This is a genomic window from Pseudarthrobacter sp. IC2-21, from assembly GCF_034048115.1.
GTDB lineage: Bacteria > Actinomycetota > Actinomycetes > Actinomycetales > Micrococcaceae > Arthrobacter > Arthrobacter naphthalenicus.
In genome coordinates this window covers 959,426-984,850 of the sequence record NZ_CP139145.1, presented here as the reverse complement: position 1 = coordinate 984,850, position 25,425 = coordinate 959,426, and the positions used below count along the sequence as shown (strand labels likewise).

At 65.6% G+C, this 25,425-nt stretch carries 23 protein-coding genes; 10 read left to right on the top strand and 13 right to left on the bottom strand.

Going from position 1 to position 25,425, the window contains the following annotated elements; genetic code table 11:
* Positions 1–2: 2 nt before the first annotated feature.
* Entirely contained in the window at positions 3–1,679 is a 1,677-nt protein-coding gene (locus SBP01_RS04580; RefSeq protein ID WP_320537619.1) for an FAD-binding dehydrogenase, read from the top strand.
* On the opposite strand, the gene SBP01_RS04575 is transcribed toward SBP01_RS04580, so the two are convergent.
* Positions 1,676–2,188 (bottom strand): mycothiol transferase, encoded by a 513-nt coding sequence (locus tag SBP01_RS04575; RefSeq protein WP_275215296.1) that lies wholly within the window; start codon positions 2,186–2,188, stop codon positions 1,676–1,678. The genes SBP01_RS04580 and SBP01_RS04575 overlap by 4 nt on opposite strands.
* A 111-nt stretch (positions 2,189–2,299) precedes the next feature.
* On the bottom strand, positions 2,300–2,680 hold the full coding sequence (locus SBP01_RS04570) for a VOC family protein (RefSeq protein WP_275215297.1): 381 nt from the start codon (positions 2,678–2,680) through the stop codon (positions 2,300–2,302).
* Here SBP01_RS04570 and SBP01_RS04565 point away from each other — a divergent pair.
* Complete coding sequence (locus SBP01_RS04565; RefSeq protein WP_275215322.1) at positions 2,658–2,810, top strand: hypothetical protein; 153 nt, start codon at positions 2,658–2,660, stop codon at positions 2,808–2,810. The genes SBP01_RS04570 and SBP01_RS04565 overlap by 23 nt on opposite strands.
* Positions 2,811–2,962: 152 nt before the next feature.
* Positions 2,963–3,274 carry a hypothetical protein gene (locus SBP01_RS04560; protein WP_275215298.1) on the top strand — a complete coding sequence of 104 codons (312 nt, stop codon included), beginning with the start codon at positions 2,963–2,965 and terminating at the stop codon, positions 3,272–3,274.
* 19 nt (positions 3,275–3,293) lie between these two features.
* Here the strand turns inward: SBP01_RS04560 and SBP01_RS04555 are convergent, their stop codons facing one another.
* Entirely contained in the window at positions 3,294–3,617 is a 324-nt protein-coding gene (locus SBP01_RS04555; protein WP_320537618.1) for a hypothetical protein, read from the bottom strand.
* A 95-nt stretch (positions 3,618–3,712) separates the two neighbouring features.
* Between SBP01_RS04555 and SBP01_RS04550 the strand changes: the two genes are divergently transcribed.
* Entirely contained in the window at positions 3,713–4,210 is a 498-nt protein-coding gene (locus SBP01_RS04550) for a DinB family protein (RefSeq protein ID WP_320537617.1), read from the top strand.
* A gap of 52 nt (positions 4,211–4,262) precedes the next feature.
* Here SBP01_RS04550 and SBP01_RS04545 read toward each other — a convergent pair whose 3' ends face one another.
* From SBP01_RS04545 to SBP01_RS04535, 3 genes are all read right to left on the bottom strand, one after another.
* The gene (locus tag SBP01_RS04545; protein WP_320537616.1) at positions 4,263–4,730 is read right to left on the bottom strand and encodes an SRPBCC family protein; all 468 of its coding nucleotides are present in this window, start codon (positions 4,728–4,730) and stop codon (positions 4,263–4,265) included.
* Between the two features lie 42 nt (positions 4,731–4,772).
* Positions 4,773–6,152 (bottom strand): MFS transporter, encoded by a 1,380-nt coding sequence (locus tag SBP01_RS04540; RefSeq protein WP_275215302.1) that lies wholly within the window; start codon positions 6,150–6,152, stop codon positions 4,773–4,775.
* 79 nt (positions 6,153–6,231) lie between these two features.
* A complete protein-coding gene (locus SBP01_RS04535; protein WP_320537615.1) occupies positions 6,232–6,579 on the bottom strand; it encodes a GNAT family N-acetyltransferase in 348 nt (115 codons plus the stop codon).
* A gap of 157 nt (positions 6,580–6,736) precedes the next feature.
* Here SBP01_RS04535 and SBP01_RS04530 point away from each other — a divergent pair, with 157 nt between their 5' ends.
* Complete coding sequence (locus SBP01_RS04530; RefSeq protein ID WP_320537614.1) at positions 6,737–7,711, top strand: aldo/keto reductase; 975 nt, start codon at positions 6,737–6,739, stop codon at positions 7,709–7,711.
* A 54-nt stretch (positions 7,712–7,765) separates the two neighbouring features.
* The gene (locus SBP01_RS04525) at positions 7,766–8,113 is read left to right on the top strand and encodes a DUF6457 domain-containing protein (RefSeq protein ID WP_275215305.1); all 348 of its coding nucleotides are present in this window, start codon (positions 7,766–7,768) and stop codon (positions 8,111–8,113) included.
* A gap of 126 nt (positions 8,114–8,239) precedes the next feature.
* Here SBP01_RS04525 and SBP01_RS04520 read toward each other — a convergent pair whose 3' ends face one another.
* The gene (locus tag SBP01_RS04520) at positions 8,240–10,567 is read right to left on the bottom strand and encodes an FdhF/YdeP family oxidoreductase (RefSeq protein ID WP_320537612.1); all 2,328 of its coding nucleotides are present in this window, start codon (positions 10,565–10,567) and stop codon (positions 8,240–8,242) included.
* Between the two features lie 220 nt (positions 10,568–10,787).
* Here SBP01_RS04520 and SBP01_RS04515 point away from each other — a divergent pair, with 220 nt between their 5' ends.
* The 3 genes from SBP01_RS04515 to SBP01_RS04505 all read left to right on the top strand — a co-directional run bounded on the left by SBP01_RS04515 (position 10,788) and on the right by SBP01_RS04505 (position 15,030).
* A complete protein-coding gene (locus SBP01_RS04515; protein WP_320537611.1) occupies positions 10,788–12,488 on the top strand; it encodes a RecQ family ATP-dependent DNA helicase in 1,701 nt (566 codons plus the stop codon).
* Between the two features lie 105 nt (positions 12,489–12,593).
* Positions 12,594–13,445 (top strand): fumarylacetoacetate hydrolase family protein, encoded by an 852-nt coding sequence (locus SBP01_RS04510; protein ID WP_275215308.1) that lies wholly within the window; start codon positions 12,594–12,596, stop codon positions 13,443–13,445.
* A 13-nt stretch (positions 13,446–13,458) separates the two neighbouring features.
* Positions 13,459–15,030, top strand: a complete 1,572-nt coding sequence (locus tag SBP01_RS04505) for an FAD-dependent monooxygenase (protein ID WP_275215309.1) — start codon at positions 13,459–13,461, stop codon at positions 15,028–15,030.
* Positions 15,031–15,207: 177 nt separating this feature from the next.
* Here SBP01_RS04505 and SBP01_RS04500 read toward each other — a convergent pair whose 3' ends face one another.
* The 4 genes from SBP01_RS04500 to SBP01_RS04485 all read right to left on the bottom strand — a co-directional run bounded on the left by SBP01_RS04500 (position 15,208) and on the right by SBP01_RS04485 (position 20,590).
* Complete coding sequence (locus SBP01_RS04500) at positions 15,208–16,359, bottom strand: flavin reductase (RefSeq protein WP_275215310.1); 1,152 nt, start codon at positions 16,357–16,359, stop codon at positions 15,208–15,210.
* 16 nt (positions 16,360–16,375) lie between these two features.
* Positions 16,376–17,809 carry an MmgE/PrpD family protein gene (locus SBP01_RS04495; protein ID WP_275215311.1) on the bottom strand — a complete coding sequence of 478 codons (1,434 nt, stop codon included), beginning with the start codon at positions 17,807–17,809 and terminating at the stop codon, positions 16,376–16,378.
* A gap of 7 nt (positions 17,810–17,816) precedes the next feature.
* Positions 17,817–19,358: a 4-hydroxyphenylacetate 3-hydroxylase N-terminal domain-containing protein gene (locus tag SBP01_RS04490; protein ID WP_275215312.1), complete on the bottom strand. Its 1,542-nt coding sequence runs from the start codon at positions 19,356–19,358 to the stop codon at positions 17,817–17,819.
* Positions 19,359–19,504: 146 nt separating this feature from the next.
* Positions 19,505–20,590 carry a Zn-dependent alcohol dehydrogenase gene (locus SBP01_RS04485; protein ID WP_320537610.1) on the bottom strand — a complete coding sequence of 362 codons (1,086 nt, stop codon included), beginning with the start codon at positions 20,588–20,590 and terminating at the stop codon, positions 19,505–19,507.
* A 160-nt stretch (positions 20,591–20,750) separates the two neighbouring features.
* On the opposite strand from SBP01_RS04485, the gene SBP01_RS04480 reads away from it, so the two are divergent.
* Positions 20,751–21,842: a Zn-dependent alcohol dehydrogenase gene (locus SBP01_RS04480; protein ID WP_320537609.1), complete on the top strand. Its 1,092-nt coding sequence runs from the start codon at positions 20,751–20,753 to the stop codon at positions 21,840–21,842.
* Between the two features lie 95 nt (positions 21,843–21,937).
* Here SBP01_RS04480 and SBP01_RS04475 read toward each other — a convergent pair whose 3' ends face one another.
* Both SBP01_RS04475 and SBP01_RS04470 read right to left on the bottom strand, forming a co-directional pair.
* Entirely contained in the window at positions 21,938–23,422 is a 1,485-nt protein-coding gene (locus SBP01_RS04475; RefSeq protein ID WP_320537608.1) for a carboxylesterase family protein, read from the bottom strand.
* Positions 23,419–25,410 carry an NAD(P)/FAD-dependent oxidoreductase gene (locus SBP01_RS04470; protein ID WP_320537607.1) on the bottom strand — a complete coding sequence of 664 codons (1,992 nt, stop codon included), beginning with the start codon at positions 25,408–25,410 and terminating at the stop codon, positions 23,419–23,421. The genes SBP01_RS04475 and SBP01_RS04470 overlap by 4 nt, the downstream gene beginning before the upstream one ends.
* Between the last annotated feature and the right edge of the window lie 15 nt (positions 25,411–25,425).

Below are 25,425 nucleotides of genomic sequence, written 5' to 3'. Positions count from 1 at the left end.
GTATGGACGCAGACGTCATTATCATTGGCGGCGGCCTGGCCGGGCTCGCGGCAAGCAACGAACTGGTCAGGGCGGGCAAGCGCGTGGCCATCCTCGACCAGGAGAACGAGGCCAACCTGGGCGGCCAGGCGTTCTGGTCCCTCGGCGGCCTATTCCTGGTGGACACCCCCATGCAGCGCCGTCTCCGTGTGAAGGACTCCTTCGAGCTGGCGTGGCAGGACTGGCAGGGCTCCGCACAGTGGGACCGGCTCGACGGCGCGCACCCGGAGGATGAATGGGCCCAACAGTGGGGACGCGCGTACGTTGAGTTCGCGGCCGGCGAGAAACACGCCTGGCTGCGCGAGCAGGGCATCAAATTCACCCCGCTGGTGGGCTGGGCTGAACGCGGTGACGGCAGGGCCGGCGGCCACGGCAACTCCGTCCCAAGGTTCCACGTCCCGTGGGGAACCGGCACCGGAATCTCCGAACCCTTCGCGGACAAGGCCAGGGCCGCCGCAGCGGCGGGCCAGGTCCGGTTCCATTTGCGCCATCAGGTGGATGCGTTGATGTTCGACGGCGGTGCGGTCACCGGGGTGCGCGGCACCCTTTTGGCACCCGATTCCTCGGCCCGCGGGGTGGCCTCAAACCGGAACAAGGTCGGCGAGTTCGAACTGCGCGCGCAGGCCGTGATCATCGCCAGCGGAGGGATCGGCGGCAACCACGGCCAGGTGCGCACGTGGTGGCCGCAGCGGCTCGGTACCCCTCCGGAGAAGATGATCACCGGAGTTCCGCAGCCTGTCGACGGGCGGATGCTGGACATCGCAGACCATGCCGGCGTCCGGCTGGTCAACCGCGACCGGATGTGGCACTACACCGAAGGAATCCAGAACTGGAACCCCGTCTGGCCGGACCACGCCATCCGGATCCTGCCCGGGCCCTCGTCCCTGTGGTTCGACGCCCTGGGGCGCCGGCTTCCCGCACCCGGGCTGCCGGGTTACGACACCCTCGGCACCCTGAAACTGCTGCGCACCACCCCGGACATCCGGCAGCACAGCCACTCGTGGTTCATCCTCAACCAGAAGATCATCGAGAAGGAGTTCGCCCTCTCCGGCTCTGAGCAGAACCCGGACATCACCAACAGGGACCTCATGCTGCTGCTCCGGTCCCGGCTGGGGCGCGGCGCGGGGGCGCCGATCGAGGCGTTCAAGGAGCACGGAGGAGACTTTGTGGTCGCGGAGAACCTGGCCGACCTGGTGGCCGGGATGAACCGGCTGACGGGCGAGCCCCTGTTGGACCACCAGCACCTTCGGCGCCAGATTGAGGAACGCGACGCCGAGATCCGCAACCCCTACTCCAAGGACGTCCAGGTGAGCGGCATCCACAACAGCCGCCGTTTCCTGGGCGACAGGGTGTTCCGGACGGTGAAGCCGCACCGGATCCTTGACCCGGCGGCGGGCCCGCTGATCGCTGTCAGGCTTCACGTTGTGACCCGGAAAACCCTGGGCGGCATCCAGACAGACCTCACCGGGCAGGCCTTCGCGCAGAACGGGACCCGGATCCCGGGCCTCTATGCGGCCGGCGAGGCGGCAGGGTTCGGCGGCGGCGGCGCCCACGGCTACAACGCGCTGGAAGGAACGTTCCTGGGCGGGTGCCTCTTCACCGGCCGGACCGCGGGGCGCGCCCTTGCGGCCCGGCTCTAGTCGCTGCCCTGCGGTCCGAGCCCCTTCGCATAGGCTGCCTGCCCCACGTGCTGGAGGCAGTCGGCGATGGTGCTGACCAGCCGCACCCCCATGGTGACCGGTGGGTCCCAGCGCTTGTCAACCACGCGGTCGAGGGCATCGTCCGTGAGGGTCTGCACGAATGCCACCGTCTGCCGGTGAACGGCGTCGTAGTACTCCAGCAGCAGTTCGGGTGGGGCCTGCACGCTGTCCACCTGACTGCTGGAGTGGCCGTAACCGGTATCGCGCTCCGCCAGCGGGAGGCCGAAACGGCCGGCAAAGCCCTGTGACGTCCACACCTGGTCCAGCCCTGCGGCCGAGGCGACCTGGGCGTCCTCCACCCGGCTCAGGTGCCAGACCAGCCATGCGATCGAGTTCCCGGTCCCCGAAGGACGGCGGGCCAGGGCCGCGCGGTCGAGCCCCGCAAGTGTGGCCTCCACGGTCTCCCGGATCCGGCCAAAGGCATCAAGCAACAGTTCACTGGATTTCATCAGGTCCTCCCGGAGTAAACCTACTTCAGGATCGCCGCGCAGCGAAGGGTTCGTCGAACGGGCCGCGCCCTGCCTTCGCAGCAGGGGCGGCCCGTTCGTCCTTAGTGTTGACTAACCGCGCTGGGTGAGGACGAGGATGTTTCCTTCACTGTCCAGGAACCAGGCGGACTTGCCCCAGTCGTTGGTGGCGACGCCGTTCTCCGTCTTCAACCCGGGCATGTCGTAGTCCTCGAAGACGACCCCGCGGCCCCGCAGGTCTTCCATCTCCCGTTCCAGGTTGTCTGTTTCCCAGCCCATCTGGGTGTTCTTGGCCGACCCTGCGTTATCCGTCTGGTAAACGAGGAAGCTGGTGCCGTTGCCGCACCTGTACAACGCGCTGTCCTCCTCGACGGCCTCAGTTGATTCGAGCCCCAGCTTGTCGCGATAAAATTCCTTCGCCCTGCTGATGTCCTTCGCCGGAAGGACAGCCATGATCGTCGAATCCTTGAGCATGATGATTCCTTTGTGCCTCTTCGCGTTGGTGGCGGTGCTCTCCCCCGGTAGCGGGTCCCGCAGCGTCTTCGCCTGGGGCCGCGTGGCCATCCGTTGCGCCGGGTTCCGGGACGGCCACCTGGGACTCTGACGCCCCGCCAGCCATCTTCGGCGCGAGGGTCCCCGAAGCTTATGTGGCCATTATCGGACGAACCGGGACAGACCGACATACCCTATTTGAACCCAGCCCCCAATGGCTTGAAGATGTGGAGCGGAGCCGCGGCGCCGCGGGATAATGGATCCATGAGCAACCAGGACCCGGACCTCTGGGAGGAATTCGACAAGGTCAAGGCCGCCCGCCCGGACCGCGTGGCCGGACGCCCGGGTGGTGAACCTGTGGGCTTTGGGTTCAGCACCGGTGTGCGCAGTGCGAAGGTCGCCCTCGGCTTCGCGGTCTACGCGCTGGCGCTTGGAACCACGCTGGTGATCACCGGAGCCGTCGTCTTCATCGCCCAGCACCAGTGGCTGCTGCTGGCGCTGATGGTGCTCATCGAGGCCGTGTTCGTCTACGGATTCGTCCGGCTGGCCCGCCAGGCGCGCAACCGGCGCTCCTAGCGGCCGGTCACCGAGGCGGCTAGGACCTTGCGGCGCGGATCGCCCCGCGGACCGCGGCGCCCAGAACGGCGATCAGCGGAACCAGGCAGACCAACGTGACAACCGTGTTGGGCCGGAATTCTGCCCGGCCGCCGGCGTTCCCGTACACGCCCAGAGGCAGCACCATCCCGCCGCCGCCTCCGCCGGAGGCGCCATCCCCCGCCTCGCCTCCGCCGCCGAATCCGAAGGACACCAGCGCCACGGGGACGATTTCTTCCCCGCCCACGGTGACCCGCTCGCCGTATGCCTTGGTGACGCCAACGTTCTTGAAGGTGTCCACAAAGGACGCAAAGGAATTAGACATGGCTCCACCATAGGTGCGCGGCACCCTGACCGCCATGGGGTGAGCGCCCGACGTCGGCCGTTGCCTCTGCGCCCTGGCCTTGCGATACTGCGTGGATGCCTGCGCCCCACACCGCTTTCGCCGAGAACGCCATCCGCCAGTCCCCGCGTGCCCAGTTTGAGGCATTCCTCGATGACCACCGCAATATGCTCACGAACTGCCTGAACGGGCTGACCGAGGAGCAGGCACGCCGGTCCCTGGTGGCGTCCCGCACGACGCTCCTCGGCCTGGTCAAGCACGCGGCCTTCGTGGAGAAGGTGTGGTTCGACGAGGCCGTCACCTGCCGGTCCCGCGCCGAGATCGGCATCCCGGCGGGCCCGGATGAGTCGTTCATCCTCACAGAGCAGGACACCATCGCCAGTGTCCAGCAGGCACACCGGGATGCTTGTGCGGCCGCACGGGACGCGACGGCCTCGTTGGCTCTCGACGATATGCTCCACGGGAACCGCCGCGGCCCGCTCCCCCTGCACTGGGTCTACCTGCACGTGCTGCGCGAACTCGCCCAGCACTGCGGGCATGCCGATATCCTGCGGGAGCAGATCCTCGCCGGCTAGGACCGCGAACCGCGCGTCCCGGGGTCAGGGTCCCGGGGTCAGGGTCCCGGGGTCAGGCCTTCTTGGCGGTGGCGGCAGCCGACAGAGCGGCCAGCCCGCGCTCGAAGTCGCCGCCCACCATCTTGTCCATGTTGACCACCAGCGCGAAAACCTTGGCCAGCCCCTTGTTCTCGCCGGTCATCCGCCACGTGACCCGGGTGCCGCCGTCGGCAGGTGTGAACGTAAACGAGGTGGGGTTCACGGCCTTGAACGGCTTGGTGAATTCGAGCCGAACCTTGATGCTTCCGGGAAAGTCGGACTCGACGATCTCCATGTTTCCGCTGCCGGCCTTCCGGTTGCCGCTCCAGGCGTAGCGGGCCCCGACCCCGGCATCGTTGCCGGAGTACGAACGGTCCATTTCCGGATCGACGGCCTCCCAAGGTGACCATTGTGTCCACTCAAGAAAGCTGTTGACCAGGGGAAAGATTTCTTCCGGCGGGGCAGGAATGAAGGCGCTGCGGCTGACTTCGTAGGATGACATGCGGCCATCATAAGCGGCGAAGGCGGTGAATTCCCGGACCACTCAGTCTCTGCGTTCCCGCCACAGCAACGTCACCCCGAACGCCGCCGCTGTGACGATCAGCATGGTCAGTGTCATCAGCCCCCAGCTCTCCTGGTCCACACCGTCCGCCGCAAACACGCCAATCAGGACAGTGGCGGTGATGGCCCCCAGGTAGCGGCACGTTTGGAAGATCCCGGCGGCGACGCCGCGTTCCTGCGGCCGGGTGGAGACGAACATGCCCTGGTTCGAGGCGATGCTCACCGCTCCGAAGGGAACGCCCATGAGGGCTGTCAGTGCCAGCACCAGCGGTATGGCCAGGGACTGGGTGAGGAGCCACATCAGCGCGGCCACCGCAGCGAGCAGCACGACGCCGGAAATCAGCACCCGCCGCACACCGAACTTTCCCATCGCCCGGACTGCCCACGGCGTGGCCACCACGGAGGCGGCGGCGAGCGGCAGCATCAGCAGCCCCACCAGGCCGGGTTCGTAGCCGCCGGACTCCTGCAGCAGCTGGGGCAGCCCGAAAAACGCGAAGTAATAGACGCTGTTGAATAAGGCGAAGCCCACGTACACCAGCATCAGCGGCCGGTTCCTGCCCAGGAGCCGCAGGTCCAGGAACGGCGGCCTGAAACGCAGTTCGCGCCAGGCAAACAGCGCCGCCGTCACGGTGCCGGCGCCCAGCAGCAGCCACCTGTACCCCGGGGCCACATCAAGCAGCGCCATCATCACCAGCAGCAGGGAACTGACAAACCCCAGAATGCCCGGGATATCCGAATCCCGCACCAGCTCGGCAAAGCTTCCCCGCTCCCTCGCCGCATCCGCGGGGGCCGCCCGCCTGACGATCAGCATGGCCGCCAACGCCAGCGGAACGTTGATGAGGAACAGCGCCTCCCAGCCGACAAAGCCCACCAGCAGGCCTCCAATGACCGGGCCCACAGCCGCTGCAGACGTATTGGCCATCTGGATGTACCCCAGGGGCCTGGACGATCTTTGGCCGGCCTGCTGGGGACCGCCGGTTTGATGGACCATGACGCCCACCATCACCACCGCACTGGGGTAGGCGGCGGCGGTGCCCAATGCCATCACCGCCCGGGCCACACAGAGCAGCGCGAAGTTCGGCGACAAGGGCGCCAGGGCGCACGTCACGGCCACCAGGGCCATGCCGAGCGTAAACATCCGGCGTGGACCGAACCTGTCCGCAAGCCTGCCCATCAGCGGCTGGCCGGCGGCGGAGCTGAGGTAGAACGAGGTGATGACCCAGGTGACCGTGGCCACGTCGAGGCCAAAATCCGCGCGCAGCACAACCAGCGCCACGGCGATCATGGACGAATTCAGCGGGTTCAGTGCCGTGCCCAGGCTAAGGCCGGCGACGGCCAGCCTGCTCCGGGGTTGGTTGCTCACGGAAACAGTCTGCTCTACCGGCCGTTGCAAGCGCGATTTGATGACACGATCTTCAGCCGCGCCGGAGCCGGGACGAAGGTCAGGCCCGCGCCGCCAGCGCTTTGTCCAGGAACTGCAGGTGAGCGGGCGTAACGGCCACGGTGCTTGCCTCATATTCCGGGTGTTTGCTGACGTAGCTCTTGATAAACGGGCAGACCGGGACAATCCGCAGGCCAGCGGCAACCGTCTCGTCGAGTGCTACTTTGGCCAGCCTGCCTGCCAATCCCTGCCCCGCACGTCCTTCATTGATCACCGTGTGATAGAAAATCCGCTCCGCCGGACCATCGGCGTCATACGCCTTATACCAAGCTTTCCCGACCACTTTTCCAGCATCCAAAACCTCGAACCGCTCGCGGTCCGGATTGTTGCCGATGGTGATGGCGCCCAAGGGAATCCTCCTTCGTTAGGGGTTTCCCCCACCCTAACGCGCCTGCACAAACCTGTTGTGACACCTGACACAACGTGCCTATAGTGACGTACGGTGCACCATCCGGCCTGCGGAAAAGGCAGGCCGTCGAGCCAGTTCCGCCACAAAGGAGAACCGCATGGAAAACCGCACGCTTGGACCACTCACCGTTTCGGCCCTGGGCCTGGGCTGCATGGGCATGAGCGAGTTCTACGGGACCGGTGACGAGCAGGAATCGATCGCAACCATCCACGCGTTCCTCGACGCCGGGGGCAGCTTGCTGGACACCGCGGACATGTACGGCCCCTTCACGAATGAAGAACTGGTGGGCCGTGCCATCGCCGGGCGGCGCACCGACGTTGTCCTGGCCACCAAGTTCGGCAACGAACGCCGCGAGGACGGATCCTGGGTGGGCATCAACGGCCATCCCGACTATGTCCGCGCCGCCTGCGACGCCAGCCTCCGACGGCTCGGGGTTGACCACATCGATCTGTACTACCAGCACCGGGTGGATAAAACCGTGCCCATCGAGGACACCGTGGGGGCCATGGCCGGGCTGGTGGAGGCAGGGAAGGTCCGCCATCTGGGCCTGTCCGAGGCGTCCGCGGAAACCATCCGCCGGGCCCACGCCGTGCATCCGATCACCGCACTGCAGACCGAGTACTCCCTGTGGGAACGCGAACCCGAAACAAAGGTTTTTCCGGTGCTTGAAGAACTGGGGATCGGTTTTGTGCCCTACAGTCCGCTGGGCCGCGGCTTCCTGACGGGCCAGATCCGCTCGGCTGACGACTTTGCCCCCGATGACTTCCGGCAGCACTCGCCCCGGTTCCAAGGCGAGAACCTTGCCCCCAACCTGGAACTCGTGGACCGGGTGAAGGAAATGGCCGACCAGAAGAAATGCACCCCGGCCCAGCTCGCCCTCGCCTGGCTCCTGGCTCAGGGCCCGCACATTGTGCCGATCCCCGGCACCAAGAAGCGCGAACGCCTCACCGAGAACCTGGGCGCAGTGGACGTCGAGCTTACCGCGGACGACCTGCAGCACCTGGACGAACTGGCTCCCGCCGGGGTTGCCGCAGGTGAACGCTATCCCAACATGTCCACCATCGACACGTGAGGGCCCCCAAGTCCTGCCTGTTCCACTAATCCGCCCCGCCCCGAAGGAGACACCATGGCCCCGAACGACGCCGACGAAGCCAAAATCCTGGATCAGTGGACCCACAAACTGACCCAGGCACTGCAAATACTCGACCTGAAGCTGGACCAGGAACTGGTCCTGGAACTTGCCCGTAAATCCGCGGATTCCGTGACGCACGCGGCAGCCCCGATTACCGCCTTCCTGGTGGGCTACGCCGCAGCGCTCGAGGCCGGCACCGGCAGCGCGGGTTCCAAGGCAGCCTCGACGGCGTCCATCACCAAAGCCGCCGACGTCGCGTTCCGGCTCTGCGAGGACGCCCTCCAGCAGGAGCATCCCCACCCTGAGCCCGGCGCGAAAGGCTGGACGCACAGCGCCCAATAGCCCGCGCGGCACCCGCCAGCGGTACCCGCCTGCGCGCAGCAGGCAGCGCGCGCCGGCGGGTGCCGTTCAGGCAGCGCCGTTCAGGCAGCGGCGTTCAGGCAGCGGCGTTCAGGCAGCGCCCTTTTGTCAGCCGGCGGCCACGTTCGCCGGAGCGTGCGCCTTAGCCGGCTCCAGCCGGACGATCACGGCCTTGGAGACCGGTGTCTGGCTGCCTTCAGCCACACTGTCCAGCGGAACCAGGACGTTGGCCTCCGGATAATACGCGGCCGCACAGCCCGCGGCGGTGGGGTACGAAACCACCCGGTAGTTGCGCAGGACACGTTCCACGTTGTCCTGGTACACGCCGTGAATGTCCACGTGCTGCCCGTCGCTGAGGCCAAGGGCTGCCAGGTCCTCGGGGCTGACAAACACCACTTCACGGCCCTTCTTGATGCCTCGGTAGCGGTCGTTGTTTCCGTAGATGGTGGTGTTGAACTGATCGTGCGAACGCATGCTTTGCAGGATCAGCGTGCCCGCCGGCCGTTCGACGTGTTCGAGCTGGTTGACGGTGAGCATCGCCTTCCCCGTGGGGGTGTCGAACTTGCGCGAGTCCCGGGGGCCGTTCGGCAGCACAAAGCCGCCCTTGTGCCGGATCTTTCCGTTGTAGTCCTCACAGCCCGGAACCACCCGGGAGATGTGGTCGCGGATAAGGTCATAGTTCTTCTCGAACCCGGCCCAGTCAGCGTTGACCCTGTCACCCACCACCTTCTGCGCGAGCCTGCTCAGGATGGCAATCTCGGACAGCAGCCCGGGCGCCACCGGCGGGACCACGCCGTGCGAGGCGTGGACTGCGGAAACCGTGTCCTCCACGGAGACAAACTGCGGCCCGGATTCCTGCAGGTCAATCTCGGTGCGGCCCATGGTGGGCAGGATCAGCGCTTCAGCCCCGGTCACAGTGTGCGAGCGGTTGAGCTTGGTGGAAATCTGGACTGACATTTCCGTGTTTTCCATTGCCGAGATGGCCGCCTGGGTGTCCGAAATGGCTCCCACGAAGTTGCCGCCCATTCCCACGAAAACCTTGATCCCGCCGTCGCGCATCCGCCGGATGGTTTCCACGGAATCCGCGCCGTGTTCACGCGGCGGGTCAAAGCTGAATTCCTTGCCCAGGGCCTCCAGGAACGACGGCGGCATCTGCTCCCAGATGCCCATGGTCCGGTCTCCCTGCACGTTGCTGTGCCCGCGGATGGGTGAGGCGCCGGCGCCCGGCTTGCCGATGTTGCCCCGCAGCAGCAGGAGATTGATGATCTCCTTGATGGTGGCTACGCCCTTCTTGTGCTGGGTAATCCCCATGGCCCAGGTGACGATCACTTTCTCGGCCTTCAGGTAGCGGTCGGCCAGTTCGTCGATTTCCTCGGTCCGCAGCCCGGTGGCCTCCAGGACGGCTGCCTCGTCCAGTTCGGCGAGGTGCGCCTTCAGCTCCTCCAGCCCGTGGCAGTGTTCGGCGAGGAAGGCGTGGTCCAGCACCGTGCCGGGATTCCTGGCTTCGGCGTCGAGCACGCGTTTGGAGACGGCCTGGAGGAGGGCCATGTCCCCGCCGAGCCGGATCTGCAGGAACTGGTCCGCAATCTCGGTTCCGTGGCCGACGATGCCCTTGACCTTCTGCGGATTCTTGTAGCGCCGCAGCCCGGCCTCCGGCAGCGGGTTGATGGCCACGATCTGGCCGCCGGCCTCCTTGGCCTCTTCCAGGGCGGTCAGCATCCGCGGGTGGTTGGTGCCCGGGTTCTGGCCCATGATGATGATCAGGTCCGCCTTGGCGTAATCGTCATAGGAGACCGTGGCTTTACCGATGCCGATGGTCTGGCCCATGGCCCAGCCCGAGGACTCGTGGCACATGTTGGAGCAGTCCGGCAGGTTGTTGGTGCCGTAGGCGCGGACGAACAGCTGGTACAGGAACGCGGCCTCGTTGGAGGTCCTGCCGCTGGTGTAGAAGGTGGCCTGGTCCGGGCTGGGCAGGGACTTCAGCTTGTCCGCGAGAATGGTGAATGCCCGGTCCCAGCTGACCGGCCGGTAGTGGTCCTCGCCCGCCGGCTTGTGGACGGGGGTGGTGAGGCGCCCCTGCATTCCGAGCCAATATTCGGAGCGTTCCCGGAGTTCGCTTACCGGGTGTTCGGTCCAGAATTCAGGGCCGACCAGCACGGGCGTGGCCTCCCACGTCACCGCCTTGGCACCGTTTTCGCAGAACTCAAAGGTCTTGCGGTGGTCCGGGTCAGGCCACGCGCAGCTCATGCAGTCGAAGCCGTCCTTCTGGTTCATCGCCAGCAGGGTTTTCCCGGCCCGGCCCGCGCCCATGTGCGTGATGGCCGGCTCCATGGAGTGGTAGACACCGGGCACGCCGGCGGCCCAGGTCTTGGGGTGACCGGTGACCTCGATATCAGCTTCGTTGACTTCTTCGACCTTCGGATTTTTGCGCGCCACGCTGCACTCTCCTTCTCACTGACACCGTTACCACGGAAATATTCGGAATGGTACGGGTTCTTCCACACTTGTTCAGGGGGCCCAGGAAGTCAAGGAAAACCGCCCGCGGTGCAGGCTCGGTCTGCCAACAAGCGGACGACGGCGGGAGGCCACCTCGCGTAGGCTGCTCACCACGGCTGAAGCAGGCGGCCGCAGGACCACCACCCCCGGAGCTGCCTTAATGCCCGAGAAACCTGCGCTGAGCGCCCTCGCCTCCTCCGTTTTCGCCCTCCCGGCGCTGCGCGAGGGCCAGCTCGCCGGCATGTCAGCCCTGGCGGAAGGGCGTGACGTCCTCGCCGTGATGCCCACCGGCTACGGCAAGTCCGCGATCTACCAGGTCGCGGCCGTTCACCTGCACCGGGAGACGGGGCACCCCGCCGTCGTGGTTTCACCCCTGATCGCCCTCCAGGAGGACCAGATCGCCGGGCTTAACGAGGCACTGGGCGAGGGGGCCGCCGTCGCCATCAACTCGGCCCACAGCGACGCGGAAGTGGAGGCCGCCTGGCAGAAGGTGGAGTCCGGAGCGGCGTCGTTTGTGTTCCTGGCGCCGGAGCAGCTGGCCAGGAAGAAAACCGTGGAGCGCATTGCCGCCGTCCGCCCGGCTCTCTTTGTGGTGGATGAAGCTCACTGCGTCTCCTCCTGGGGACACGATTTCCGGCCCGATTACCTCACCCTGGGCACCGTCAGGGAGCGCCTGGGCAACCCGCCCGTGGCAGCGCTGACCGCCACGGCGTCCCCTCCGGTCCGGGAGGAGATTGCGGACCGGCTGGGCATGAAGGAGCCGCTGGTGATAGTTCACGGGTTCGACCGGCCCAACATCACGCTCGACGTGATCCGGCATCATGAGGCGAAGGAGAAGCGCCGGGCGGTGGTGGAGCAGGTGGCTGGCTTCGTTCACGGAAACGGCTCCGGCCCGCGCCAGCACGGCCTCCTTTATGCGGCCACCCGCAAGGACACGGAGAAGTACGCCGCCAAACTCGCCGGCCGGCGGCTTCGCGCTGAGGCCTATCACGCCGGCCGCTCGGCCGCCGACCGCGAACGCGTCCTGGAACTCTTCATGGACGACCAGCTGGATGTGGTGGTGGCAACCACGGCATTCGGGATGGGCATCGACAAGCCCAACATCCGGTTCGTGATCCACGCCGACATTCCCGCATCGCTGGACGCCTACTACCAGGAGGTCGGCCGGGCCGGGCGGGACGGTCAGCCGGCGTCGGCGGTGCTCCACTACCGGGCCGAGGATCTGGGTCTCCGAAAGTTCTTCGGCACCCACCGCCCGGACCCGGAGGCCCTGCTGGCCGTGCTCAAGGTCCTGCGTTCAGCGGACGGGCCCGTCTATACGTCGTCGCTGGCGGAGCTCACCGGCTTCAAGCCGCGCCACCTGACAGGCCTGCTGAACCAGTTGCAGGAGGCCGGGGCGGTGAGCTCAGGCAAGCGCGGCGTCCGGCTCAGCTCCAGGGCCAAGCCGTCCGCACTGGTCCAGCGCGCGGTGGAGCTGGCCGAAGCGCGGCAACGAGTGGACGAATCCCGCCTTCAGATGATGCGCGGCTATGCCGAAACGGACGGTTGCCGGCGGCAGTTCCTGCTGGGGTATTTCGGCGAGGACCTCCCGGAGCCGTGCGGCAACTGTGATTCCTGCGAGGAAGCCCGGCAGCTTGGCACGCCGCGGACTCATGCTGGAAAGGACGACGGCGGCGCAGCAGCGAAGGCAGCGGATGTTCCGTTCCCGGTCCAATCGCCGGTGACGCACAAGAAGTGGGGACCCGGGCTGGTGATGCGCTCTGAGGATGATGTGATCACGGTGCTGTTTGAGCGGGAAGGCTACAAGACGTTGTCGCGCACAGCGGTCTTGGAACATGGTCTTTTGAAGGCATCCGGATAATAATGCGCAAATAGGCGGATAATGCATTTTAGATTGACGGATGCATGATTTGGGACCTAGGCTGGAGGCGATCTGCACGGCAGCGTTGCCCCTGAAAGGACCCTCATGAAATACGCAAGTTTTCTCACACCCACCGGTTCCAGCACCTGGGGCGTCAGCATCGACGGCCAGGCCTTCGATCTCGGCCCCACCGGCCTGAACCTTGCACGGACACTGCGTTCCGCCGTCGAGCAGGGCATTTTCGGCGAGCTGCCCGCATCCTTCCGCACTGCCCCCACCTACGCGGAATCCGACATTGAATTCCTTCCGGCGATCACGGACCCGGGCAAGATCATCTGCATCGGCGTGAACTACCGCAGCCACCAGGAAGAATCCGGCAAAACGGAGCAAAAGGCGCCCACGGTCTTCACCCGCTTCGCCGACTCGCAGATGGGCCACCTCCAGGCCGCACAGATGCCGGCCACCACCACTAAGTTCGACTACGAGGGCGAAATGGCCCTCGTCATCGGCAAGGAAGCCTTCCATGTCTCCGAGGACGAGGCATTTGGCTGCGTCGCCGGGTACGCGGCCTACAACGACCTCAGCGTTAGGGACTGGCAGCTCGCCGCGTCCCAATGGATCCCCGGCAAGAACTTCCCTGGCACCGGCGGCTTCGGCCCGTACCTTGTCCCGGCTGCGGACCTGGGCGATGTCAACGAACTCACGCTCGAGACCCGCGTCAACGGAGAGACCCGCCAGAAGGCATCGGTGTCAGACCTCTACTTCACGATCCCGCAGCTGATCGCGTACGTCACCGGCTTCACCCGGCTCTCCCCCGGCGATGTCATCGTCACCGGGACGCCCGGCGGCGTCGGCCTGTTCATGCAGCCGTCCGGCCTGCTGTCCGAAGGTGACGTGGTGGAGGTTGAGATCACTGGCCTGGGCACGCTGCGGAACACCGTTGAGCTCGTCGCCTGACATGGACGCCATCATGCACACAGATGTGCTGGTCATTGGCGCCGGGCCGATCGGCCTTGCTATGGCAAACCTGCTGGCGGACCAGGACGTGGAAGTCATGCTGGTGGAACGCCACGGCGGCACCAGCGACGAGCCCCGGGCCATCAGCGTCACCGACGAAACCCTGCGTGTCATGCAGCAGATCGGCGTCATGGACGATTTGGCGCCGGAAATGCTCATGGACACGGGGGCTCGCTATTTCGGCCGCAGGGAACAGCTCCTCGCCGAGGTCCACCCCGCCAGTCCCCGTCTGGGCCAGCCGGGGAAATCCCAGTTTGACCAGCCGGTCATGGAAAAACTCCTGCTGGACGCTGCACAAAGCCGTCCGCTCATCGATGTCCGCTTCAACACAGAGGCCTTCCGGATCACCGATGCTCCCGGACATGTGGACACCGTATTGATCGACGACGGAGGCAGGCGCACCGTCCGCTCGAAATGGGTGGTGGCCTGCGACGGTGGCCGGAGTCCTGTCCGCTCCCAGCTGGGCCTGCCCATGGAAGGCTCAACCCAGGTGCAGAAGTGGATCGTGGTGGACATCGTCAACAGCCCGGGAGAACCGGAGCACTTCTCCGAATTCCACTGCAACGGGAAGCGTCCCGTTGTGGTGGTCCCCGGCGTTAAAGGCCGGCGCCGGTACGAGTTCATGCTCTTGCCCGGCGAGGATGCCGCGCAGGTCACAGCACCGGAGAGCATCATCAGGCTCATCCAGCCGTTCCAGCGCATTGTCCCCCAAGACATCCGCCGGGCCGCAGTCTATGTGGCTCACCAGCGGGTTGCCCTGAGCTACCGTGTGGGTCATGTGCTCCTTGCTGGCGATGCAGCGCACATGATGCCGCCGTTTGCAGGCCAGGCCTTGAACGCCGGAATCCGCGACGCCGCCAACCTGGCGTGGAAAGTGGCGGCGCACGTAAAGGGCGCGGGAACCAAATCCCTGGTGGACACGTACCAGACAGAACGCCGCCCGCACGCCGTGGACATGGTCCGCCTCTCCCACCGGATCGGCAAAGTGGTGATGAATACCAATCCGGCGCTCACCGCACTCCGCGATGCCGCCATCAACGCCCTGGGCGTAGTGCCGGCAGCCAAGGGGTGGCTTGCGGGGATGAAGTTCCTCAAACAGCCGCACTTTACCGATGGCTGCGTAGTACTTGCCGGACCGGACGTACCCAAAGCCGCAGCAGCCCTCATTGGCCGGTCTCTGTCCCAGCCGCAGGTGAACCCCGGCGATGCCGGGCCCACCGGCAACGTGCCGTTGGACACTGTGTTGGGCACCGGTTGGGCGCTGCTGAGTTTCCCGGCCGAAGCGGGGAATTCCAGAATGGAGATACAGCAGCTGGGAGCCGGTTCGGACGCGCCCGTGCGGGTCAACGATGCCACAGGGGCATTCACCGCCCTGATGGGCTCGGGCATCACCCTGGCGGTAAGGCCGGACCGTTACGTGGCCGCAGCAGCAATGCCGGGCCGCGTGGAGGCCGTGCTGAAGTCGCTGGAACGCTATGTACCGGATCTTTCTGCCCGTGCAGGTGTCCAGGTTCCCCGGCACTAAACCAAAATTCCCGAAGAGGGAGGAGCATGGCGGCCACACCGGCTGCCATGCTCCTTTTGCTTATCTCCCTGAAGGCCGTACGTTCACTGGAGACTCAAACCGATTTTTTCCGGCGACAGAAGAAGGCCCCAGTCCGGATGTCTCCGGACTGGGGCCTTCATGTCAGGCGCGAACCGGTTACACCATTCCTCCATGACGGGCGATGACGTCGCTGGCGAGTTCCTTGCCAAATTCTGTGTGCAGGCGCAGGGCTTCCGCTGCCCGTGCGTAGTCATGGTCCTTCAGCGCCGCCGTGAGCTCCACGATGTGGCTGTGGTCCATCTTCCGGGCCCACTCTTCGCTGTTGAGGGCCTCGCGCCACACCGTACCGATTCCCAGGCGTCGGAAAGCGTCCGTGAGCTGGGCCGAGCCCGCCACGCTCACCAGGCGGTTGTGGTACTTCGCGTTGGTTTTGAGGAACGTGTCAAGCGCCTCCTTGCCGCCCTGGCGCAGCAGTGCCAGCTCATCGGTGAGGTGACTGAGTTCCGCGATGTCCTCGTCCGAGAACTTGTCGAAATGGCTGGCCAGGACGCCCAGTTCAATGGTGAGGCGGCCGTCGTAGACACTGTCCGTGAGCTGGCGGGTGATGGGCGCCGGCAGGAATTCGCCCCGGTCCCCCCGGGTGACCAGTGACTCGGCCGTCAACTTCACGAGGGCATTGTGGACGTTTTGGGGATCGGACTTGGCCTGGGCCGCGATCTCCACCGGATCCAGCGCCTGGTTCAGCGGGGTGCGGCGGCCCAGGACCCAGTCGCGCACGGCGTCGTAGGCCGCGAGCTCCTTGACCCGTTCCAGCCGGCCGAAGGCGCCGCGGAAGTACGCCAATGGCTCCCCCGCAGTGGCCTTGGCGTCCGTGACCTCGCCGAGGAACACGGTGTGCGTGCCGCCGGTGGGCGTTTCCGCGACCCGGCAGACGATGGTGGCGAGCGCGCCGTCCAGCATGGGAACACCCTCCGCGGACAGGGTGACCGAGACGCCGTCGAACTTGTCTCCGCCCTTGCGGCCGAACTTCATGGCAAGATCGCTCTGGTCCTCGGCCAGGATGTTGATGCCGAACACTCCGGCCTTCAGCACGGCGTCGTGCGTGGAGCTGGAGCGGTTGAGGCAGGCGAGCATCATGGGCGGCTCCATGGACAGCGAGGACACGGCAGATGCGGTGGTGCCGTAGAGTTCGCCGTCAACAACCGTAGTGATCACGGTGACGCCGCTGGCGAAGTGGCCCACGACGTGGCGGAAAGCAGCGGGATCGACGGTGATCTCCGCGGTGGATACAACCTGTTCTGTGTTCATTTCATCCTCCTGGGATTTAGTGCTGAAGGTTGGGTGTGAAGAGTTTGATGAGGGGCGTCAGGCTGTCCAGCTCCTCTAAGCGCTGGATGAGCCGGACCGCTTCCTCGGCGTTCCTGCGTGAGGTCCTGCCGCCGAACTCGGCGTTGGCGAAGTACTTGTCCAGGATCTCCGCCTCGCTCATGGGGCTGGCGTAGATGTCCCCCCTGGGCACATCCGTCCGGGTCCTGAGCACGGAACCGTCCCGGAGCCGCAGCTCCACTTCCGCGGTGAGCGATTCCGTCGGCGGTAGCGAATCAACGAGCCGGATCTTGTCCAGCAGCCGCTGCAGCCGCGGATCCTGCATGTGCTCCAACGTAAGGTGTTCCGGCCGCACCGTCCTATACATCAGGGCGGTGGCGGCCGTGAACCGGATGCTGAACGCGCCCGACACCTCCGGACATTCCCCGATGACGAACGGCTGGCCCACGAAACCTTTCAGAGTCCGCGGTGTCACGTGGATGAGGATCTCCTCGATCTCGTCCTCGTTCAGCCTGTTCTCCGTGGCCAGCCGCACGCAAGCATCCAGTGAGGGGTGGCTGGCCCGGCAGGAAGCCCACGGCTTGATGACACAGTCTGCATAGAAGGCCTGGCCGAGCCGGCGGGTCACTTTCTCCGGCGCCGGTGAGGAGCAGTACATGTCCAGGAATCCGTGGCGGCCCGAGATGGCATCCTCCGGACCCGTGAACCCGGCGGACGCCAGCTCCGCCGATACAACGGAGTTGCGGGCGGCGAAGGCGATGGGCAGCTTGAACGCGAGGGTTTGATCGAAGATGTTAGCCACGGTTCCGGACAACTGGTTCACTGCGATTCCCAGCGCATTCCGGACCTGGCCAGCGTCCAGCCCCATCAGTTTGGCGGCCACGGCGGTGCCGCCGAGGCCGTTGACGGTGCCCGTATTGTCCTGGCCGCTATAGACGTCGAAGCCGGACGCCGCGGCCAGGCGCGAGGTGAGGTCGTCCCCCACAATCAGTGCCGTCAGCAGGTCCCGGCCAGAAGACCGCTGCTGCTCCGCGACGGCGAGCGCCACCGGAACGGTGGTCCCGCTGATATGGGCGGCGGACTGCGTGTGGTCCTCATATTCCGCGCCGATCGGCTCGAAGTCGTAGGACCGCATCATCACCGCATTGACCATGGCTGCGTTGTGGGCCGGCAGGCGGACACCGTGGACCAGCACGCTCGCTTCCTGGGCACCACCCCACCGGCGGGCAAGGTCCAGGACGGAGCGGTTGCCCTGGGCGCGGTGGCCTGCGGCGATGTTGCCCAGCGAGTCGATGATCCGGGTTTTGGCGCGGTCTACCGTGCCGGCGTCGAAGGCCTCGAAGCCGGTATCCGCGACATGCCGGGAGACGGTGCCTGTCATATTTTCCACACTGGCTTCGAGGGCGGCGGCCTCCGCTGTCTGCGCCGTCATGGCAGAACTAAACCCTTGCCTCAACAGCGACACGGTCTTTGGCGGAGGTGGCAGATCCGCCGTCCGGCTGTGCTGCACCGTTGGACGCAGCGGCCCGCGCCGCGACGCGCGGCCCGTCGATTTCCTCGAACATCGCTTTGTAGGCGCCGGTCTCCCCGGCGGCCTGGGCTTTGCGGTGGTCCAGGGCGCGGGCGCGGCCGATGCTGCCGAGGTAGAAGCGTTCGTAAAGCTCGATCCGGCTGCCCAATGCCGAGCCCGCAAAGTCCCAGGCGGTGCGCATAATGCGGGCGCGTTCCTGGGCGCTGATGCCGTTGGCGCCGGGCAGGTACTTCTTCAGCAACGGGCCCAGTCGCGGATCGTTGAAGGCGCCGCCCGTGGGGGTGGCCAACAGGTTGTGCGAGCCCATGGACTTGATGATTTCGTTGATGCGGATCATCCAGCCGGGCATGATGGCGCGCAGTGCGCTGATGTCGTCGTGGCAGAAAAACGCCCCGTCACCCCAGTCCGAGGCCCGCATTTCCGCGGAGTGGATGGCAGCCCGGGTGAGGCGCAGGTAGGTGTAGATCTCGCCGAGCATCGCACCGACGTCGGGCTTGTTCTCAGTGCCGGTCACCTTGGCGATCTGCGTGCAGAGATCGTAGGCGAACTCCAGCTTCACGGCCGCGCGGATGGCAGTCTGCTGCTGGGTGTTGCCGGAGGCAGTGCCGGCGTTGATGGCGTTGTAGACGTCCAGGTTGCCGTCGATGAACACTCGGTCCCACGGCACCAGCACGTCGTCGAAAATAATGACCGCGTCCTGCTCGTCAAAGCGCGCTGAAAACGGTTTGTCCGCAACGTCGGCGTCCACACCGTAGTGGTCCCGGCAGACGGCCACGACGCCGGGAGTGGACACCGGAATGGCGAAGGATATGGCGTATTCTTCGAAGCCCTTCTGGATGGGCACCGCGGGGTAGACGTAGAGCTCGTCCGCGATGGGGCCGAGGGTGGCCAGCATCTTGGCGCCCTTGACGATCAGGCCCTGCTCGGTCCGCTCGACCACCCGGAGGGTGAGTTCCTCGTTCATGCCCTGCAACTCGCCGACGCTCTTGTCGATTGCGGCGTGCACGATGGTGTGGGTCAACGCGAGGTCCTTTTCGACCACTTCCCGGTGGTAAGCCGCCAGTCGCTGGTGGTACACGGGATCTCCGGAGCGGTCGAAAATGTCCTGACGGGAGACATGGCCGGCCAGGACCACGTTGACGTAGTCCGGCGTGCGGCCCAGCATGCCGTTGGAGTAGCGGGCCAGCCGGTCGAAGGCGCGGTGACGCCGGGCAATGTCCTCGGCATTGCGCGGCAGCGAGAGGCTGACGTTCATGGACTCGCCCGTCTCCGGGTGGGTGGTCAGGCAGTCCGCCGCGTACTTGTGCTGGTAGTCGAAGTAGCCCGCCATACCTTCGACCGACCCCTTGAAGGCAGGGTGCTCGAGAACGGAGATCCTTTCCGAGCCCAGCCAGACTTCGCGGCCATCATCGAGGCCCTGCTTGTACTCTGCTCCGGTGCGTGCAGTCACTTTGAACTCCTTCTTGGCGGGCACCGGTCCTGGTGCCCCCGGGAAACTCTCACAACATTGTGAGATGAAAATGCATTCTTTGAAAGATTTTATATAAAAATGCAGAGGTTGGCAATGGCTATGATGACCACCGTCCGCCCCTACCATCAGAACGACGTGATGACGCTGCGGGCGATCGCGCCCGACTCCTGCAGCCGGTAGGCGTCGTTGATGCCCTCGAGCGGGATTTCCTGCGCCACCAGGTCGTCCAGGTTCAACCTGCCCTGCAAGTAGAGCTCGGCGTACATAGGGATGTCCCGGCGGATGTTGCTCGACCCCATGTAGACACCTTGGATGCGGCGCTGCGACGCAATGAGGGAGCGCAGTACATCCACCTCCAGGGGCGCGCCCTGGGGTATGCCGATGAAGTAGGCGCCGCCGCCAACCCTGGTCATCTCGATGGCCTGGGTTTGGGTCATCCCGAGCCCGATGGCCTCGAAGGAGTGATGCACACCGCGCCCGCTGATCTCCCGAACCCTGATCACCGCGTCATCCTCGGCGGAGTTCACCACATGGGTGGCGCCGAAGCGGGCCGCCAGTTCCAGCTTGGCTGGATGCACGTCGATGCCGATGATCGTGGTGGCCCCGGCAATCCGGGCCCCGGACAGAATATTAAGGCCGATGCCGCCCAACCCGATCACGGCAACAGTGTCGCCGGGCTGGACCTTGGCCGTGTTGAGCGCCGCCCCCACGCCAGTGATGGCCGCGCAGCTGAGCACGGCCGCCTGCGGGAAGGGGAGCCCCTTCGGGATCCGCACCAGAGAATTGGCGTGGCAGATGGTGTACTCGGCAAAGGCCGCGACCCCGAAGGCGTGCACATCACCGCTGCTTCGGCTCAGCTTGGACCCGGCGGCGCGCGGCCGGGACACTTCGCCAGGGCTGACGCAACGGTAGCTGTGGCCGGCCAGGCATTCCTCGCAGTGCCCGCAGAACTTCACTTCGGAGCCGACCACATGGTCCCCGACAGCAAGGTCCCGGACATCAGGTCCGACGGCGGCCACGACACCGGCCATTTCATGCCCGACAACCATGGGCAGCGGGCGCCCGCGGTCTATCGAGGCAACCAGCAGATCCGAGTGGCACAGCCCGGCAGCCTTGACTTCCACCAAGACCTCGCGGCCCACCGGTTCACCAATACTGATCTCTTCCACATTGAAACGGCCATTGATTTCGTTGATGACTGCAGCTTTCATCCTGGGACTCCCTTGTCTGGCGGGTGAGCGTGAGGGGCCGCGCCGCAAATAATCGATAATTTATAGATTTTGCACTTCCCGTACCACTATATTTACATTTGTGGGCCGCGTCACGTCCATGCCGGCAAGTCCGCCTCACCCAGCGAGGGAACCACCAGGAATGAAAGCAGCAGTACTCGACGGTGTGGGTCAGCCGTTCCAGGTCCAGGACATCGGCATCGCCGATCCGATCGGCCGTGAGGTGCTCATCGACGTGCGCGCCAGCGGCCTGTGCCACAGCGACATGCACGTGGCTGAAACCAACGTGGGCTTCCCCATGCCCGCCGTGCTGGGCCACGAGGTCGCCGGTGTGGTGGCCGAAGTGGGCCCGGACGTGACGGAGTTCCGCGTGGGCGATCATGTGGTGTCATCGCCGATCCACAGCTGCGGCCACTGCCGCGGATGCCTGACCGGCCGCCCCTACCAGTGCCGCCACCCGCAGGAAACCCAACGGATAGCGGGCCAGCGCCCGCGGCTGAGCCGCAACGGCGAGGCACTGACTCAGTTCATCGGTGTCGGTGGTTTCGCCGAGCAGGTACTCGTCCACGAGAACACGGTGGTCTCCGTCAGCAAGGACATCCCCTTTGACCGTGCCGCACTCCTGGGCTGCGGTGTAGTGACAGGAGCCGGGGCAGCCATCAACTCGGCACGCATCCGCCCGGGAGACACTGTTGCCGTCATCGGTTGCGGTGGAGTGGGACTCAACGTCATCCAGGGCGCCGCCCTGGCCGGGGCGCGCAGAATCGTCGCCATCGATCTTCAGCCGGACAAGCTTGACCTCGCCAAAGTGTTCGGCGCAACAGACATCGTCAACGCCGCGGACGGGAATTCCGTGCAGGCAGTCAAGGACCTCACCGGCGGTGGCGTCACCTGTTCCTTCGAGGTGATCGGCCTGAAGCAGACCGCAATGGACGCCGTCGCCATGCTGGAGATTGGCGGCACAGCGTTCCTGATCGGTGTCCAAAAACCGCAGACCCGTCTGGAGGTGACCCCGTTCGGCGACCTGATGGGTAAGCAGAAGGGGATCCGGGGCGTGGCCATGGGTTCCACCAACCTGAAGATCGACATCCCGATGTACGCGGAGCTGTACCTGCAGGGCCGCTTCAAGCTGGATGAGCTGGTCTCCCGGCACATCTCGTTGGACCAGATCAATGAAGGCTATGACCTGCTGCGCGGCGGGTCGGTGGCCCGCTCGGTGATCACCAGCTTCTAAGGTCGGTCAAAGTCCGTTAAACGCCAGTGGAGCCGGCCCTTGGACGGCTCCACTGGTTTTTTTCGTTCAAATCGTGTCCCGCGGTGGCGGCGGACCTAGCGTCGCGGACGCAGTTCAGGCTCGACGACGGCGGTGCCACTTCCGGATTCGCCCACCACATACAGTGCCGGGCTCTGCGGATCGAAGCGGGGCACGGGCCGGCCTTCGGTCGTCCGCGGCACCCCGTCCGCAACAAAGCCGAGCAGAAGCGGCCGGAGCCGGTCCGACACGTCGTCGAAGACCTCGGCAGGGAACCCCTGCATCATCGGTGCATCATCCCAGTCCGGGCGGTTCCCGAACAGGAAGGGCAGTTCGAAGCAGTGCGCGCTGCCGGCGCCCCCCAGCCTGCTGCGCACGGAGAACCGCAGCAGCGTGGCCGGGATGCCGGCCTGGTCCGCCCGCCCTGCAAGTTCCGTGGCGGCCAGCCTGAACTGATGCAGGCTCATGGCCTCCACCAGCTTCGCGTGGTCTGTCGCTCCGGGATGCCGTTCCTCAATGAAGGACAAGGCCTCATCGGCGGCTCCGAAGTGTGCTCCGACAAAGCCGGCTAGCTGATCCGGTCCGACCGCCTGGACCGGAAGGGCGTGCAGGAACGCGGCAGCTTCATCGTCCGTGCTGCTCAACAGCAGTGCGTCCACATGCATGGCATCCACAGCAGCTTCAAAGTCCATGGCCCATGAAGGTACCAGCTCCCCATCCGCTGCGGGCATCAAGCCCAGTCCCCTGCCGGCAAAGGCCCTGGACACCTCGGCCTGGGCGGCCAGGATCTCCGGGGTGCTGTGCCGGTCATCGCTGCCATCGCCCAGGGCAGCGCCAAACAGCCTGGACCGCTCGGCGAACTCGGTCTCGTTCAAGGGTGGCTGCCAGGGCAGGCTGAACAGGGCGGTCCGGTTGAACAGTCCGCGCGCCGGCTCGGCAAAGCTCAGCACGTACGCGTACCAGGCCCCGGCAGAGTGGCCGGCCAAGGTGGTAGCCCCTGGATTGCCGCCGAACGCGGTGATGTTCCGGTGAATCCAGGACAATGCCTGCAGGATGTCCCCGGCGGCCAGGTTGCACGCACGGGGTTCCGCAGTGCCGTTGCTCCGGCCAACGCCGTCGAGCAGTCCAAACGCGCCCAGGCGGTAGTTCACGGTGACCACCACAACGCCACCCTCCCGGGCGAGCCGGGCGCCGTCGTACCAGCGCACGTTCCCGGCGCCGCTGATGAAGGCTCCCCCGGGCAGGAAGACCAGCACCGGGAGATCCCGAGCGTCCTCCGGCGCCCAAATGTCGAGCAGGAAGGAATCCTCGTCCTGGGGCATCCGGGACAGGCCGGGGCCGAGCAGCCAATCCAATGATCCGGGACTTTGCGGGAAGACGGTCGCGGCGGCCTGCGGACGCTCCGGTGAAGGATCACCGAGTGCTGAGAAAGGGTCCGTAGGATCCAACCACTCACCGTAACGGACGCCGCGGACGCTGACGACGCCGTCGTGCGTTTCCCTGAGATATATAGCCTCCCCGGACCGGATGCCCGCCCGCGGTTCTGTTGCGGCGGTACTCATGCCAGGTGGTTGTAGTCGTCGAGGTTCACGGTGCGGGTAATCTTCCAGAAGTCCAACACCGGGTGCGGCCAGATCTGCGACACTCGGCCGAATTTGTTTTTGTACCAGGTGTGCACAGTGGGGTGCCCCCATGCTTTGGTGGCATTGGCGGCGTCCAGTCCGGCGACGAATTCGTCGAGGACTTCCTGCTTCAGGTCCAGGGCCTTAAGGTCGTTTTCGATGATGATGCGGAGCGACTCAAGGATGTACTCGACGCCGTATTCGATCATCGAGTAGAGGCTTCCATTGACCACATGGCCAGTGTTGGGGCCGGTGATGATGAACAGGTTGGGAAAGTTCGGAACGGTGAGTCCGGCGAATGCCTTGGCATCTCCGCCCCAGTACTCGTGCAGGTCGGTGCCGTGGAGGCCGGTGATTTTCAAGGGTTCGAGGAACTCCGAGGCCTGGAAGCCAGTGGCGTAGACGATGATGTCCACCTCATGGAGCACGCCGTCCTTCGTGACGATGCCCTCGGCGGTCATGCGTTCGATGCCCTCAGTGACCAGCATGGACTGGGGCTTCTTCAGCGACTCGGCCCAGACGCCGTTGTCCCTGAGCATGCGCTTGCCGCCCACGATGTAGTCCGGGGTGACCTTGGCGAGCAGGTCCGGGCGGTCCTGGTACTGCTTGGCCAGGATGTCGGTGAGCCCCTGGCGCCACTGCGCGTTGACGGCGGACACACTTCCGGGCTGGTCCCAGCCCGGTTCCGCCACGGTGGTGTGCTGCCGGCCCTCGACGCCGAGCCAGTGCTGCCAGAACCGCAGCCACTGCCCGTAGTGCGGGAGCTTGCGGACCAGCCACTGGACTGAGTCCGGCATGTCCGCATAGTAGCCCTGTGTGGGCAGCATCCAGGGAGAGCTGCGCTGGAAGACGGTCAGTGAAGAGACCTGGTCGACGATCGCGGGGACGATCTGGTAGGCGCTGGCGCCGGTGCCGATGACGGCCACGCGCTTTCCGGTCACATCAACGCTGTTGTCCCATTCGGCGGAGTGCATCTGGATCCCGGCGAAGTCCAGGCGTCCCGGAACGTCCGGGTACTTGGGCCGGTCCAGCTGGCCTACGGCGGAGAGGACGGCGTTGAACCGGCGGCTGACCGGCCGTCCGGAGGCATCGATGATGTCCACGTTCCACAGCCCCGACGCCTCGTCGTAGCTGGCGGAGGTCACCTCGGTGTTGAATTCGACCTCGCCCAGGATGCCGCCGCGTTCGGCCACCTGCCGGGTGTATTCAAAAATCTCCGACCCCTGCGAGAACTGCTGGGGCCAGTCGTCACGCTGGGCGAAGGAGAAGCTGTAGGCGTAGTTGGGGGTGTCGAGGCGCACGCCGGGGTAAGTGTTCTTCCACCAGGTGCCGCCGACGGTGTGGCCTTTTTCGAACACGGTGTAGGGAATGCCGGCCTGTTTCAGCCGGTAGGCGGCCGCCATGCCGGAAACCCCGGACCCGATGACGGCCACGCTGAACTCCCGGCCCAGGGCGATGTCCTTGAAGTCCCACGTCGGCTTGCCGCTCTTGCCTTCAACGAGGGCCATGTCGTGCATCAGCATGGGGTGGTATTCGGGGTTGGCCGCGTTGGTGATCCAGGTGAGGATGTCATCGGCCTGGGCCTCGGTCAGCGTTCCGACACTGGTCAGGTGATCCTCGCGCACCCGCTTGAGTGCGTCGAAGGCAAGCGCGCGCGCCCTGCCCTGCTGGTCCGGCGTCATGCCACCATGCGGCATACCCACGATTTCTGCGGGCGGCTGCGGCGGACGCAAGTCCTCACGCAGGATGGAAAAGTCTCCGGTTACTGCAGCCAGGGCCACCATCAGCGCCGGAAGGTCCGAGGAATCCACAATCCTGCGCAGGAACTCGTCGTCTTCCGTGATGGGCTCGTACCGGTCCCGCCAGTAGAGGTCGTCGACGATGGGCTCCTCGCGGGTCTGGACTGCTTCGGTGGTGGAGTTGGTCACTGCGGTTCTCCTAGG